Genomic DNA, 13562 nt, shown 5'->3' with positions numbered 1-13562 from the left:
TCGAAAGGTGTGAGCCAGGTGACCATCTCAGTGACCGACGGCACCGCGACACAGACCCTTCCGGAGACCACCTCCCCGCAGCCCGCCCCGCCGCCCGCGCCGGCGGCGCCGGCATCGGCCGAGCCGCAGATGCGCAACCGGGTGGCCGAACTCGCCCGGCTGAAGGCCGAGGCGGCCAAGGGGCCGAGCGAGCGGGCCACCGAGGCGCAGCGCGCCAAGGGAAAGCTCACCGTCCGCGAGCGGATCGCACTGCTGCTGGACGAGGGGTCGTTCAACGAGGTCGAGCCGTTGCGGCGGCACCAGGCCACCGGCTTCGGGCTGGAGGACAAGAAGCCCTTCACCGACGGGGTGGTCACCGGCTGGGGCACCGTGCACGGCCGGCAGGTGTTCGTCTACGCGCACGACTTCCGCATCTTCGGCGGGGCGCTCGGCGAGGCGCACGCCCGCAAGATCCACAAGATCATGGACATGGCGATCGCCGCCGGGGCGCCGCTGGTGTCGCTGAACGACGGCGCCGGGGCGCGCATCCAGGAGGGCGTCACGGCGCTGGCCGGGTACGGCGGCATCTTCCAGCGCAACACCCGGGCGTCCGGGGTGATCCCGCAGATCAGCGTGATGCTCGGACCGTGCGCCGGCGGCGCCGCCTACTCCCCGGCGCTGACCGACTTCGTGTTCATGGTGCGGGGCACCGCGCAGATGTTCATCACCGGCCCGGACGTCGTCCAGGCGGTGACCGGGGAGGAGATCACCCACAACGGCCTCGGCGGGGCGGACGTGCACGCCGAGACCTCCGGGGTGTGCCACTTCGTCTACGAGGACGAGGAGACCTGCCTGGAGGAGGTGCGGTACCTGCTGTCGCTGCTGCCGAGCAACAACCGGCAGAGCCCGCCGGTCCGCCCCACGTCCGACCCGGCGGACCGGGACGGCACGCCGCTGCTGGACCTGGTGCCGGTGGACGGCAACCGCCCGTACGACATGCGCGCGGTCATCGAGGAGATCGTCGACGACGGCGAGCACCTGGAGGTGCACGAACGCTGGGCGACCAACGTCATCTGCACGCTGGCGCACCTGGGCGGCCGTCTCGTCGGCGTCATCGCCAACCAGCCGATGACGCTGGCGGGCGTGCTGGACATCCACGCCTCGGAGAAGGCCGCGCGGTTCGTCCAGATGTGCGACGCGTTCAACATCCCGCTGGTGACGCTGCTGGACGTGCCGGGGTTCCTGCCCGGCGTGGACCAGGAGCACGGCGGCATCATCCGGCACGGGGCCAAGCTGCTGTACGCGTACTGCAACGCCACCGTGCCGCGCGTCTCGGTCGTGCTGCGCAAGGCGTACGGCGGCGCGTACATCGTGATGGACTCGCAGTCCATCGGCGCCGACCTCACCTACGCCTGGCCGACCAACGAGATCGCGGTGATGGGGGCGGAGGGCGCGGCGGGCGTCATCTTCCGCAAGCAGATCGCCGCCGCCGACGACCCCGACGCCATGCGCGCCCGGATGGTCAAGGAGTACAAGGCCGCGCTGATGCATCCCTACTACGCCGCCGAGCGCGGCCTGGTGGACGACGTCATCGACCCGGCCGACACCCGCAGGACCCTGATCCGGGCGCTGGACATGCTGAGCGCCAAGTACGCGCAGCTGCCCAGCCGCAAGCACGGGAACCAGCCGCAGTGACCGCCCTGAAGGTGGTGCGCGGCCACCCGGACGAGGAGGAGCTGGCGGCCGTCGTCGCCGTGCTGTTCGCCCTGGCGGGCCGTACCGCCCCCGGCCCGCCGCCGCGTCCCGAGCCCGCCGCGTGGTGCCAGGGCCGGGACGCGGTGACGTGGACGGGCCGGCCCCAGGTCGCCTGGCGGCCCCAGCTGTAGGCCCGGCTCCCCGTCACCGCTGTAACAGCGGCCTCACCTGCACCGTTCGGGCACGCAATCACTTCGGCGTGACACGTCCGTTAGCGGGCGGCAGCGCATTGTTACCGTCACCCTCCCTCCCGCGTCTGGTCACAGAGTGCGCACGTGCCAATACTTGAGGCGAATCACTCGTCCGGCGGCCCGATTCGGCAGGGATGTGGCAATGAGCGTGTTCCAGACGACCTCAGGTGAGGAGACGGCGGTCCGGAACGGCTGGTCGGCGGGGCCGACCGGGTTGGGCACCTCCGCCGCGCGCCTCACCACGCGGGGGCGGGAGGCGGGGACGAGCGAGCCCGGCGGCGGCAAGCCGTTCGAACTGCCGGACTTCTACATGCCGTACCCGGCCCGGCTGAACCCGCATGTCGACTCCGCGCGCGTCCACACCCGCCGGTGGGCCCGCGACATGGAGATGCTGGAGGGCTCGGGCGTCTGGAGCAGCCAGGACCTGGAGAACCACGACTACGCGCTGCTGTGCGCCTACACCCACCCCGACTGCGACGCCGACGAGCTCGGCCTCATCACCGACTGGTACGTGTGGGTGTTCTTCTTCGACGACCACTTCCTGGAGAAGTACAAGCGCACCCGCGACCGCGAGGGCGGCAAGGCCCACCTCGAACGGCTGCCGCTGTTCATGCCGCCGGACGGCGGCCCGACGCCCGAGCCGCGCAACCCCGTCGAGGCGGGTCTCGCCGACCTGTGGGCGCGCACCATCCCCGCCATGTCCCGCGACTGGCGGGTGCGGTTCCGCGAGCACACCGACCACCTGCTCAACGAGTCGCTGTGGGAACTGGCCAACATCGACCAGAACCGCGTCCCGAACCCGGTCGAGTACATCGAGATGCGCCGCCGTGTCGGCGGGGCGCCCTGGTCGGCGTGCCTGGTGGAGCACGCCGTGAACGCCGAGGTCCCCGCGCTGGTGGCGTACTCGCGGCCGCTGCGGGTGCTGCGCGACACCTTCTCCGACGGCGTGCACCTGCGCAACGACCTGTTCTCCTACCAGCGCGAGACCGAGCAGGAGGGCGAGCTCAACAACGGCGTGCTGGTGCTGGAGACCTTCTTCGAATGCTCCACGCAGGAGGCCGCCGACGCCGTCAACGACGTGCTGACGTCGCGGCTGCAGCAGTTCGAGCACACCGCCGCCACCGAGCTGATGCCGCTGTTCGCCGACACGGGCCTCGACCCGGAGGGCTGCGCGCGCGTCCTGGCCTACGCCAAGGGCCTGCAGGACTGGCAGGCGGGCGGGCACGAGTGGCACATGCGCTCCAGCCGCTACATGAACAAGGATCTGGACGTCGGCCGTCCCGGGGCGCTGCGCGGCCTCGGCACGTCGGGGCTGGACCTCAGGACGCTGCTGCGCCGCGTCAACTCGTACACCCATGTCCCGCAGAAGGTGGGGCCGTCGCTGGTCCCCGACATCGACATCCCGTTCCCCCTCTCGCTGAGCCCCCACCTGGAGCGGGCGCGCGAAGACGTCATGGAGTGGGCGGGCCGGATGGGCATGCTGCACGCCCAGCCGGGCGTCCCGTTCTCCGGCGTCTGGAACGAGGGCGACCTGCGCGACTTCGACTTCCCGTTGTGCGCGGCCGGGCTGCAGCCCCAGGCCGCCCCCGACGAGCTGACCCTGGCGTCCTGCTGGCTGACCTGGGGCACCTACGGCGACGACTACTACCCCGTCGTGTTCGGCCGGTTCCGCGACCTGGCCGGGGCCAAGGCCTGCAACGAGCGCCTGCGCCTGTTCATGCCGGTGGAGGACCCGCAGGCCACGCCACCGGCGGTGAACGCGCTGGAACGGTCGCTGGCCGACCTGTGGGCGCGCACCGCGGGCCCGATGGCCGTCGAGGCCCGCCACCAGTTCCGCGCCACCGTCGACACCATGATCGACAGCTGGCTGTGGGAGCTGGACAACCAGGCGCAGAACCACATCCCCGACCCGGTCGACTACGTCGAGATGCGGCGCCGCACCTTCGGCTCCGAGCTGACCATCTCGCTCAGCAGGCTGGCCCGCTGGTACCACGTGCCCCCGGAGATCTACGACACCAGCCCCATGCGGTCCCTGGAGAACGCCGCCATGGACGTCGCGTGCCTGCTCAACGACCTGTTCTCCTACCAGAAGGAGATCGAGTTCGAGGGCGACCTGCACAACGCCAACCTGGTGGTGGGGAACTTCTTCGGCTGCGACTACCCGACCGCGGTGCGCATCGTCCACGACCTGCTGAACGCGCGCCTGCGGCAGTTCCAGCGCGCCGCCAACCTCGAACTTCCGGTGCTGTACGACGACTTCGACCTCGACGGCGAGGCCCGCGCCCTCCTCGACGGCTACGTCCTGGACCTGCAGAACTGGCTCGCCGGAATCCTCAACTGGCACCGCAACTGCCGCCGCTACACCGAATCCGACCTGCGCCGCCGCTACCCCGACCACCCGTAGCCGAAGTCCTCCCCGACACCACGCTTCACTGGGCGCCGAGGGAGAACGCGGCCACCAGCAGCAGAAGCGTCGCCGAGACGGCGGTCATGCGCCGGGACGCCTTGGCGTCGGCGGTGAGCGAGGCGCCGGCGCGTCCCGCCGTGACGGCGACCGCCCCGTAGACGCAGGCGCACTGCGCGACGTGCAAACAGCCGAGCACGGCGAACTGCACGCCGATCGGGACGGCCGCGTCCGGCGAGACGAACTGCGGCATGAGCGACAGGTACAGCAGCAGCCCCTTCGGGTTGAGCAGGGCGATGACCAGGCTCTGCCGCAGGACGACGCGCGTCGGCTCCGCCGGCGGGTGCCGTGGGTCCGGGGCCGCGGAGCCGTCCGCTCCGCCGGGGCCGTGCCGGCGCAGTGCCAGCAACGTGCGCACGGCGAGCACGACCAGGTAGGCGGCGCCCGCGTAGCGCAGCACCGGCAGGGCGGCCGGCACGCTACGCAGCGCGGAGGCCAGCCCGGCGGCGGCGACCGCGGTGTGGACGGCGTAGCCCGCGCAGATGCCCGCGACGGCGGCCAGACCCGTCCGGTACCCCTGCCTGAGGCTCCGGGCGATGACGTAGAGCCAGTCGGGGCCCGGCGTGCAGACCAGCAGCAGGTCCACGCCGAGGAACAGCAGCAGCTCGTGCGTGTCCATGGCCCCCGAAGCTAACCGGGAACGCTTGGCATGCGATGACCGGTTATGCCGCCTTCCAGCGCTGGCTTGGCAGGAAGTTGCGCGAAAAGGCGCCAACCGTCGCAGATGCCGTCACGTGATCGGCAGGCCGTGGTCGGGCTTGACCACCTTCATCGCCAGGTGCGAGGTCAGCTGGGCGATGCCGGGCAGGCCCGAGAGCACGTCGGTGTAGAAGCGTTCGTAGGCGGTGATGTCGGCCACGGCGACGCGCAGCAGGTAGTCCGGGTCGCCGAACAGCCGGTGCGCCTCCACCACCTCGGGCAGCTCGGCGACCCTGCGTTCGAACTCGGCCACCGTGCTCTGGTCCTCCTGCCGCATCACGATGGTGACGAACGACTGGAAGCCGCGTCCCAGCGCCGCGCCGTCCACGAGCGCCCGGTAACCGCGGATCACCCCGTCGCGTTCGAGCTGCCGCACGCGGCGCAGGCACGGCGACGGAGTCAGCCCCACCTTGTCGGCCAGTTCGGTGTTGCTGAGCCGCCCGTCCTTCTGCAGCTCACGGAGGATCCTGCGATCGATCCGGTCCATGTGGCCATGCTGCCAGGCCCCGGCCGTCCCGCACCGGACGGGACGGCGACGTCCTGTTCGCGCTGCCCCTGTTCGCGCTGACCACCGACAAGTTAGATCTGGTGGGGGCGAACCGGCGGGCTTCGGGACGCCGACACCGATCCCGCCCTGGCCGACCTCATGCGCCGGGTCGACCCCAGAGCGAGTGACCGCCGATGACCTTCCCCGTTCTGCCCGGCCGGTGGCCGCCGGCCTCCGCCTGGCCACCCGCCAGCGGTTCCTTCAACCGGACGAGGCGCACCTACCGGCACAACACCCTCGTCCACGGGCAGTCCAGACGGCGGTGCGGTAGCACCGGGTAGACATGTCGTCGGCGGACAGGATCAGTCGTCGCAGCCGACGCCGTCGCCGTCGCGGTCCAGGTCGTAGATGTCCGTGTCGATGACGCGGACGGGGCCCTGCACGTAGGCGGGGCCGTTGCCGCTGCCGCCCGCGCAGTCGACATCACTGGCGATCGGCACGCAGGGACTGTAGTTGGGGTCGCACCGTGAGGACTGCTTGGTGCCGACGGCGACGATCCGGGTGACCGCCGCCTTGGTGACCACCTGACGGATCAACTTCTTGCGCGTCTTCCTGCCGTTGGTGAAGGTGACCTCGTAGGTGAGGGTCTTGATGCCTGTGCGGCCACGGGTTCTGACCTTGGTGGTGCCCTTCGCCAGGCCGGGGTCCGTCACCCTCCGGGTCCTGAAGGGAATCACCTTGGTCTCGGTGACGGTGCGCTTCTCGACCTTCGGCGACGCCGTGCTCGCGGTCGCGGAAGGCTCGGCGCCCGCCGCCTCTGCCGACGCCGTCGCCGACGTGGTGGCCGACGCGGTGGGCGACGGTTCCGCGGCCGGCTCGCACTTGGCGCCGAGGCTGAGCAGGGCACCGAACGCCACTACGGCTGTAACGGTACGTCTCATTGATTTCCCTCCGTAGAGCGAGATCACGCTACGTGGGCGTTCTGAAGGGGCGACAGGGACATCGGTCCCGATGTCCGCCGGGACAGGCCCGGAACAGGTCGTGGTCGCGGGTGGGGCGACCGAGACCGTAGCGGCCGACTCGCGGACGTGTCGTTATGGGGGTTGTCTGTTCGTTGTGTATACGCAACACTGCATGTGTGACAGGTAAGGGATCCAGGAAGGGACGCAAGGGCACGGCCCTCCACAACCGGCTCGCGGTGCTGCGTGCCGAACGCGGGGTCTCCCGTGCCGAGCTGGCGACGGCCGTCGGTGTGAATCCGCAGACCATCGGGTTTCTGGAGCGCGGCGACTACGGACCGTCCGCCGAACTCGCGCTGAAGATCTGCGAGTTCTTCGAACTGCCCTTCGAAGCCGTCTTCTCGCTTCGTCCCTTCACCCCGATGTCCCAGCAGCTCTACCGTTCCGCCGACTCCGGAGGACCGACATGACTTCCTCGACCGGCAGTACCCCCCGAAGCAGCATCAGACGGCACCTCGACAACCTCGCGGCCGCCAAGGACGCCACCCCCGAAGAGCGTCAGCGGATCCTGGAGACCGTCCGCCAGGAGGCGCAGGACCGGCGACGGACCAGGCCCGTGCCCCGATGGCTCGCGAACGGCACGAACCGCCGCGCGCTCGCCCTGCTCGCCGCCGTTCCCTTCGCGGCCGGAGCGGCCAGTGCCTTCATGACCCCCGACTCCGGCGCCGCCCTCGCCGTCCAGACGGCCGGTGCGGTGGGCCTGCTGACCGGGATCCTCCTCCTCAGGAGGGCGACCAGGGAACTGACCGAACTCGCCGCGGCCGAACTCGACGAACGCGAACTGCAGGAGCGCAACCGGGCGCTCGGCGCCGCCTACGGGACGCTGCTGGTCTGCATGTTCGTCGTCGCCCTGCTCGCCGTCGCCGACGGGCCGCTGCTCGACGTCGCCGGCTGGAAACCGCTGATCTTCGGTCTGGTCGGCACCGCCATCCTGCTCCCTTCGGCCGCCGCCGCATGGACGTGGGACGACGTCGACGAAGAGCACTGGCCGGAAAGCGGCGTCCAGTAGGAGACGCCTGTCCGATCCGCTGAGCCGGTGGTGCGTGACGGGCATCGCGGAGCAGTGCTCTCCAAGGGCGGGTGGGCCGCCGGTGGTGGTCGGGACCCAGGGGCGAGTCCGGCCGTGGTGAGGCCCTCTGAGGTATCAGCCGCAGTCGACCTGCGAGGCCGATGCGCGAGCGGTCGCCGTTCGCGGAGAGTGGGTGCCCTCCCCAGCAGACAGGAGTGCCCCATGGCGTCCATCAGAGCGGTTGCGGTGTTCGGGGTCGCTGTGACGACCGCGTGTGCGGCGGCGCTCGCCGCGGTTCCGGCGAGCGCCGCCGGCGCGGCGACGGCCGGGACGGGGCGGGATTCGGGGCGTGGTGCGCTGGTCGGCGAGCCGCAGCGGCTGCGCGCGATGACGGCCGGCGAGGTCAGGACGTGGCTGGCGTCCGACGAGTTCGACGTCGACGGCGTTCGTCACGGTGTGGACCTCTACCGTTTGGTCTACCGAACCGTGGACGTCCGGCAGCGTCCCACCGTGGCGAGCGGCCTGCTGGTGCTGCCCCGCGACGGGAAGCGCCGGCTTCGGACGGTCTCCTACACCCACGGCACCATGAGCTACAAGAAGGACGCCCCGTCCACGACCGACGGTGTGTGGGGTCCCGGTCCTGCCGTCACCTACGCGTCGGCAGGGTTCGCCGCCGTCGCCCCCGACTACCTGGGGTTGGGCGAGGGGCCGGGCGTGCATCCGTGGAAGGACGTGCCCTCGGAGACGACGGCGTCGCTGGACATGCTCCGCGCCGCCCGACACGCAGCCGCGGACAAGGGCCGAATGCTGGAGCGGGACGTGCTCGTCACGGGCTTCTCCCAGGGGGCGTCGGCGGCGCTGGGCCTTGCGCGTGCCTTGCAGGAGGGCGGCGACCGGTGGTTCCGCCTGCGTGCCGTCGCCCCCATCAGCGGCGCCTACCACTTCGAGAACGCCGAGCTGCCCGCGCTGCGCGACGGCGAACTGCCGCCCAAGCTCAGCGTCGCCTACACCGCGTACCTGCTGACCTCCTGGGGGCGGTTGCACGGGCTCTACCGCACCCCGGCCGAGGTCTTCCGGCAGCCGTACGCCGACCGCGTGGAGGAGTTGTTCGACGGCACCACCCCCGGCCCCCAGATGCTGGAGGCGCTGCCCGGTTCACTGGACGAGCTGCTCACCACGCGGGGCTGGGCGATGCTGCGCAGGCCGAGCGGCGTGTTCGCCCGCGCGCTGGACGTGGACGCCGAGGTCTGCACGGCCTGGACTCCGCACGTCCCCATCCGCCTCTACAAGATGGACGGCGACGAGCAGGCCGTCACCGCCAACACCGACCGGTGCCGCACGTCCCTGCGCGCCCGCGGGGTGGACGCCCCGGTCGTGGACGTGGGCGAGCGCACCTACGAAGGCTCCCGGCACCTCGGCTCCAATCTCGCCGGGACGACGATGATCGTGCGGTGGTTCCGCGGCCTGAGCTGACGCCCTCCGGAGGCCAACGAACCGAATTCGGTTCGCGGGGGGAAGTCGGTGAGATGCAGATGATCTTCTTTGCCCCAAACTTTTGATATGTCCGGATCGGGCCAAAAAAAGTTCCACCGGTGGGGAACCGGCCGTCCGCCACGTGCATCAGACAAGGCGAAAAACGAGTGAAGCGGTACCGATAACGCTCTACGGTGGTACCTCGCACTCTTCCCCCCTATCTCCGAGCATGGAGGAAACGCATGCGGCGTGTCGCCACGCTGACGATCGTCTCCGGCGCCCTGACCGCCGGGCTGCTGGCCGCGGGTCCGGCCGCGCAGGCACAGACCACGCCGAAGGCCAAGCCGGCCGCGGCTCAGGACGACCTCGGCAAGGAGGTGACCGTCACGCGTCAGGGGTCGATCTCCAAGGAGCGGCTCCTCGCCGACGCCAAGCGCGCCGGGCAGCCGTACAGCGCCAAGGAGACCGCGGCCATCAAGGCCGCCGAGCGGTGCGGGTGGTACGAGCGCACCCAGGGCTACAAGAACTCCGCGAAAACCCGTTGGCTGTTCTACGTCAAGAACCGTCTGAACTGGTGCTGGGACGGTCGTTACGTCCGCTCCTACCGGGCGAACTTCACCGCCTACACCTACAACAAGAACAGGTGGGTGTGGCGCGGCTGGGCCCAGAAGAAGGTGACCCACCCCAGTGACTGGAGCTACGCGACGTCCACGGCGCAGGGCAAGTTCTACTACACGGGGAACCGTAAGACCTACAAGCCGTACGTCATCATCCGGGGCTACAAGAACGGCGGCTACAGGTGGAAGGCCGGCGGCTGATCCTTCCTGACGTCAGCGTGACTTGACCAATGCGAGTCCGGGGATTTCAGTCCCCGGACTCGCGCATGTCGAGCGCTCCCGTGCACGGGCCCGCCGGGAGCCGTCAGGCGAAGGCGTTCTCGCCGGTCAGGGCGCGGCCGACGACCAGGGAGTGGATTTCGGACGTGCCCTCGTAGGTGAGCACCGACTCCAGGTTGACCGCGTGCCGGATCACCGGGTACTCGAGCGTCACGCCGTTGGCGCCCAGCACGGTACGGCAGGTACGGGCGATCTCCAGGGCCTCGCGGACGTTGTTGAGCTTGCCGACGCTGACCTGCTCGGGCGTCAGCGCGCCCGCCTCCTTGAGCCGTCCGAGGTGGATCGCCAGCAGCAGGCCCTTGCCCAGCTCCAGCGCCATGTCCGCCAGCTTCTGCTGGGTGAGCTGGAAGGACGACAGCGGTCGGGCGAACACCTCGCGGTCGGCCGCGTAGGAGATCGTGGTCTCCAGGCAGTCCAGCGCGGCGCCCATCGCGCCGAAGACGATGCCGAAGCGGGCCTCGTTCAGGCAGCCCAGCGGGCCCGACAGGCCGCGCGCGCCGGGCAGCAGCGCGCTCGCGGGCAGCCGTACTCCGTCCAGCACCAGTTCGCTGGTGACGCTGGCCCGCAGGGACAGCTTGCGCTTGATGTCCCGGGCGGAGAACCCGGGCGTCCCGGCCGGGACGAGGAAGCCGCGGACGCCCTCGTCGGTCTGCGCCCACACCACGGCGACGTCGGCGACGGTCCCGTTGGTGATCCACATCTTGGTGCCGTCGAGCACCCAGTCGGAGCCGTCGCGGCGGGCGCGGGTGCGCATCCGCGCCGGATCGGAGCCGAAGTCGGGCTCGGTCAGGCCGAAGCAGCCGATGCGCTCGCCCGCCGCCATCGCGGGCAGCCACTCGTTCTTCTGCTCCTCGGAGCCGTACTTCCAGATCGCGTACATGGCCAGTGAGCCCTGCACCGACACCAGGCTGCGCAGGCCCGAGTCGGCGGCCTCCAGCTCCAGGCAGGCCAGCCCGTAGGACACGGCGCCGAGCCCCGCGCAGCCGTACCCCTTCAGGTGCATGCCGAGGACGCCGAGCGATCCGAACCGCCGGGCCAGCTCGCGCGCGGGGATCCGGCCGTCCTCGAACCAGTCGGCCAGGTGCGGGCGCAGCTCCTTGTCGCACAGCTTCCGCACGGTCGACCTGATCTCGCGTTCCTCGTCGGTCAGCAGACCGTCGACGGCGAACAGCGCCTCGGGGTGGATCGGTGTCTTCGTCACGGCGTCCCACTTCACCACAGGTTGGATTTTGGATCCAGTATTGATTGTCCGATCTCCGCTGGCTAGCGTGCCCCGGGTGGACACCCTGAACCTGGTGGACGGCGCCATGAGCTCGGGCGCGTGCTTCACCCGCACCGCCAACGACTGCCCGGGGGCGCCGGCGTGAGCGCGTTGTCCGGCCTGCTGATCGCCGACTTCAGCCGGGTCCTGGCCGGGCCGTACGCGACGATGCTGCTCGCCGACCTGGGCGCCGACGTCGTCAAGGTCGAACGCCCGGACGTCGGCGACGACACCCGCTCGTGGGGCCCGCCGTACGCCGACGGCGAGGCCACCTACTTCCTGGCCGTCAACCGCAACAAGCGCTCCATCGCCCTGGACCTCCAGGACCCCGGCGACCGGGAGACGGCCCGCGCCCTGGTGGCCCGCGCGGACGTCCTGGTGGAGAACTTCCGTCCCGGCACCATGGACCGCCTCGGCCTCGGCTACGACGCGGCCCGCGAGCTCAACCCCGGCCTGGTGTACTGCTCCATCACCGGATTCGGCGCGGGCGAGGGCGCCGACCTGCCCGGCTACGACCTCATCGCGCAGGCCGTCGGCGGCCTGATGAGCGTCACCGGCGACGGCGCCACCAAGGCCGGCGTCGCGCTCGTCGACGTCGTCACCGGCCTGCACGCGGCCCTCGGCGTCCTCGCCGCGCTGCGTCACCGCGAGACCTCGGGCGAGGGCCAGCGCGTCGAGGTCACGCTGCTCGGCTCGCTGCTGTCCGCGCTGGTCAACCAGTCCTCGGCGTACGTGGCGGCCGGTGTGGTGCCGAAGGCCATGGGCAACCGGCACCCCAGCATCGTCCCGTACGAGGTGTTCGGCACCGCCGACCGCCCGATGGTGATCGCCGCCGGGAACGACCGCCAGTTCCGCACGCTGTGCGCCGTCCTGGGCCGGCCCGACCTCGCCGACGACGACCGCTACGCCACCAACGCCGGCCGCGTCGCCGCCCGCGAGACGCTCGTCGCCGAACTGTCGGACGCGCTGGCCCGCCGGACGGCCGACGAGTGGTTCACCGCCCTCACCGAGGCGGGGGTGCCCTGCGGCCCCATCAACGACCTCGCCGCCGCCTTCGACCTCGCCGCCGCCCTGGGGCTGTCCCCGGCCGTCGACGTGGACGGCGTCGGCCAGGTCGCCCACCCCGTCCGCCTCGACGCGACCCCCGCCGAATACCGGCTGCGGCCGCCCGCGCTCGGACAGGACGACGCCTGGGTCCGTGAGATATTGGGGCGGTGAGCACGGTGGACACGGGGCGGGGCAGGCCGCCGACGGCCCAGCAGTTCGTTCTGGGGGAGCTCCGCCGCGCCATCACCACCGGCCGCCTGCGCCCGGGCGCCCCCATCCGGCAGGACGCCCTCGCCGAGGAACTGGGCGTCAGCCGCGTCCCGCTGCGCGAGGCGCTCAAGACGCTCCAGGGCGAGGGCCTGGTCAGCTACCGCGCCCACCGCGGCTACTTCGTCGAGGAACTGTCGCTGGACGACCTGCGCGAGGTCTACCGCATCCGCGAACTCCTCGAAGCCGAGGCCGTGCGCCAGGCCGTCGCCCACCTCACCGACGACGACCTCGACGTGCTGGAGAAGGCCCAGCGGGAGGTCGAACGCGCCAGTGCCGCCGCCGACGTCCTCGACATGGCCGCGGCCAACCGCACGTTCCACATGACCCTCTACGAGTGCGCCCGCATGCCCCGCCTCACCCGCATGATCGCCTCCCTGTGGGACGCCACCGACGCGTACCGCTCGATCTACTACGGCGACGACCACAACCGGCGCCGCGTCATCGACGAGCACCGCGCCGCCCTCGACGCCCTGCGCGCCCGCGACCCCGACCGCGCCATCGACATCCTCGACGTCCACCGCGCCCACGCCGTCACCACCCTCGAATCCCTCATGCCGCACCGCGACCTGTGACTCAGCGGGCGGCCGCCCGCATGCTCTCCCGGTACGCCCGCGTCAGGTCGATCAGCCCGTCGAGCGCGTCCCGGGTGCCGATCAGGTCGGCGATGTGCCGGGAGAGCCGGTCGCGTTCCTGCGTCATCCGCTCCAGCGCTGCGTCGGAGTGCTCCGCGCTGGGCGAGTCGACGCATGGCAGCAGATCCGCGATGACGCGGCTGGACAGACCGGCGGCGTACAAGCGCTGGAGGAACTCGACCCGCTCGACGTCCTGGTCCGTGTAATGCCGCTGGCCGCTGGCACTGCGTGTGCTCCTGAGCAGTCCCTGCTCCTCGTAGTAGCGCAGGGACCGGACGCTGACCCCCGTGCGTGCCGAAAGCTCTCCGATGCGCATGCCGTCCCCCTGCTGTGATCCGCGGCACAACTCTTGCCTCTGACATGGATGTGAGGTTTTAGCG

General features: G+C 71.0%; 14 protein-coding genes. 9 read left to right on the top strand and 5 right to left on the bottom strand.

Going from position 1 to position 13562, the window contains the following annotated elements; translation table 11 throughout:
* The first annotated feature begins 129 nt into the window (after positions 1–129).
* From ABZ801_RS31130 to ABZ801_RS31120, 3 genes are all read left to right on the top strand, one after another.
* A complete protein-coding gene (locus tag ABZ801_RS31130; RefSeq protein WP_360704728.1) occupies positions 130–1674 on the top strand; it encodes an acyl-CoA carboxylase subunit beta in 1545 nt (514 codons plus the stop codon).
* The gene (locus ABZ801_RS31125; protein ID WP_360704597.1) at positions 1671–1865 is read left to right on the top strand and encodes an acyl-CoA carboxylase subunit epsilon; all 195 of its coding nucleotides are present in this window, start codon (positions 1671–1673) and stop codon (positions 1863–1865) included. Before ABZ801_RS31130 ends, ABZ801_RS31125 begins: the two co-directional genes overlap by 4 nt.
* Before the next feature lie 202 nt (positions 1866–2067).
* On the top strand, positions 2068–4329 hold the full coding sequence (locus ABZ801_RS31120; protein WP_360704594.1) for a terpene synthase family protein: 2262 nt from the start codon (positions 2068–2070) through the stop codon (positions 4327–4329).
* A 25-nt stretch (positions 4330–4354) separates the two neighbouring features.
* Here the strand turns inward: ABZ801_RS31120 and ABZ801_RS31115 are convergent, their stop codons facing one another.
* The 3 genes from ABZ801_RS31115 to ABZ801_RS31105 all read right to left on the bottom strand — a co-directional run bounded on the left by ABZ801_RS31115 (position 4355) and on the right by ABZ801_RS31105 (position 6516).
* Positions 4355–5008, bottom strand: coding sequence for a LysE family translocator (locus tag ABZ801_RS31115; RefSeq protein WP_360704591.1), 654 nt, complete (start codon positions 5006–5008; stop codon positions 4355–4357).
* A 111-nt stretch (positions 5009–5119) separates the two neighbouring features.
* Entirely contained in the window at positions 5120–5575 is a 456-nt protein-coding gene (locus ABZ801_RS31110; protein ID WP_360704588.1) for an Lrp/AsnC family transcriptional regulator, read from the bottom strand.
* 362 nt (positions 5576–5937) lie between these two features.
* Positions 5938–6516, bottom strand: a complete 579-nt coding sequence (locus ABZ801_RS31105; protein WP_360704585.1) for a G5 domain-containing protein — start codon at positions 6514–6516, stop codon at positions 5938–5940.
* Between the two features lie 197 nt (positions 6517–6713).
* Here ABZ801_RS31105 and ABZ801_RS31100 point away from each other — a divergent pair, with 197 nt between their 5' ends.
* The 4 genes from ABZ801_RS31100 (at position 6714) to ABZ801_RS31085 (ending at position 9894) form a co-directional block, all read left to right on the top strand.
* A complete protein-coding gene (locus ABZ801_RS31100) occupies positions 6714–7004 on the top strand; it encodes a helix-turn-helix transcriptional regulator (RefSeq protein WP_344949518.1) in 291 nt (96 codons plus the stop codon).
* The gene (locus tag ABZ801_RS31095) at positions 7001–7603 is read left to right on the top strand and encodes a hypothetical protein (protein WP_360704582.1); all 603 of its coding nucleotides are present in this window, start codon (positions 7001–7003) and stop codon (positions 7601–7603) included. The genes ABZ801_RS31100 and ABZ801_RS31095 overlap by 4 nt, the downstream gene beginning before the upstream one ends.
* 222 nt (positions 7604–7825) lie before the next feature.
* Positions 7826–9076 (top strand): hypothetical protein, encoded by a 1251-nt coding sequence (locus ABZ801_RS31090; RefSeq protein ID WP_360704579.1) that lies wholly within the window; start codon positions 7826–7828, stop codon positions 9074–9076.
* Between the two features lie 242 nt (positions 9077–9318).
* Entirely contained in the window at positions 9319–9894 is a 576-nt protein-coding gene (locus tag ABZ801_RS31085; protein WP_360704576.1) for a hypothetical protein, read from the top strand.
* A 103-nt stretch (positions 9895–9997) separates the two neighbouring features.
* Here the strand turns inward: ABZ801_RS31085 and ABZ801_RS31080 are convergent, their stop codons facing one another.
* Positions 9998–11173, bottom strand: a complete 1176-nt coding sequence (locus ABZ801_RS31080) for an acyl-CoA dehydrogenase family protein (protein ID WP_360704573.1) — start codon at positions 11171–11173, stop codon at positions 9998–10000.
* A 162-nt stretch (positions 11174–11335) separates the two neighbouring features.
* Between ABZ801_RS31080 and ABZ801_RS31075 the strand changes: the two genes are divergently transcribed.
* A complete protein-coding gene (locus tag ABZ801_RS31075; RefSeq protein WP_360704570.1) occupies positions 11336–12451 on the top strand; it encodes a CoA transferase in 1116 nt (371 codons plus the stop codon).
* Positions 12448–13122 (top strand): GntR family transcriptional regulator, encoded by a 675-nt coding sequence (locus tag ABZ801_RS31070; protein WP_360704567.1) that lies wholly within the window; start codon positions 12448–12450, stop codon positions 13120–13122. The genes ABZ801_RS31075 and ABZ801_RS31070 overlap by 4 nt, the downstream gene beginning before the upstream one ends.
* Before the next feature lies 1 nt (position 13123).
* Here ABZ801_RS31070 and ABZ801_RS31065 read toward each other — a convergent pair whose 3' ends face one another.
* Positions 13124–13498 (bottom strand): MerR family transcriptional regulator, encoded by a 375-nt coding sequence (locus ABZ801_RS31065; protein WP_344949490.1) that lies wholly within the window; start codon positions 13496–13498, stop codon positions 13124–13126.
* Between the last annotated feature and the right edge of the window lie 64 nt (positions 13499–13562).

Source organism: Actinomadura sp. NPDC047616 (genome assembly GCF_040642915.1).
Lineage (GTDB): Bacteria > Actinomycetota > Actinomycetes > Streptosporangiales > Streptosporangiaceae > Spirillospora > Spirillospora miaoliensis.
The sequence above is the reverse complement of the archived record's forward strand: the minus strand, read 5'-3'. Positions and strand labels throughout refer to the sequence as shown.

What these genes read in the sequence shown, in the direction of transcription:
- ABZ801_RS31130 (WP_360704728.1), top strand. Translation starts at nt 130, where the DNA reads ATGCGCAACCGGGTGGCCGAACTCGCCCGGCTGAAGGCCGAGGCGGCC.
- ABZ801_RS31120 (WP_360704594.1), top strand. Translation starts at nt 2,068, where the DNA reads ATGAGCGTGTTCCAGACGACCTCAGGTGAGGAGACGGCGGTCCGGAAC.
- ABZ801_RS31115 (WP_360704591.1), bottom strand. Translation starts at nt 5,008, where the DNA reads ATGGACACGCACGAGCTGCTGCTGTTCCTCGGCGTGGACCTGCTGCTG.
- ABZ801_RS31110 (WP_360704588.1), bottom strand. Translation starts at nt 5,575, where the DNA reads ATGGACCGGATCGATCGCAGGATCCTCCGTGAGCTGCAGAAGGACGGG.
- ABZ801_RS31105 (WP_360704585.1), bottom strand. Translation starts at nt 6,516, where the DNA reads ATGAGACGTACCGTTACAGCCGTAGTGGCGTTCGGTGCCCTGCTCAGC.
- ABZ801_RS31095 (WP_360704582.1), top strand. Translation starts at nt 7,001, where the DNA reads ATGACTTCCTCGACCGGCAGTACCCCCCGAAGCAGCATCAGACGGCAC.
- ABZ801_RS31090 (WP_360704579.1), top strand. Translation starts at nt 7,826, where the DNA reads ATGGCGTCCATCAGAGCGGTTGCGGTGTTCGGGGTCGCTGTGACGACC.
- ABZ801_RS31085 (WP_360704576.1), top strand. Translation starts at nt 9,319, where the DNA reads ATGCGGCGTGTCGCCACGCTGACGATCGTCTCCGGCGCCCTGACCGCC.
- ABZ801_RS31065 (WP_344949490.1), bottom strand. Translation starts at nt 13,498, where the DNA reads ATGCGCATCGGAGAGCTTTCGGCACGCACGGGGGTCAGCGTCCGGTCC.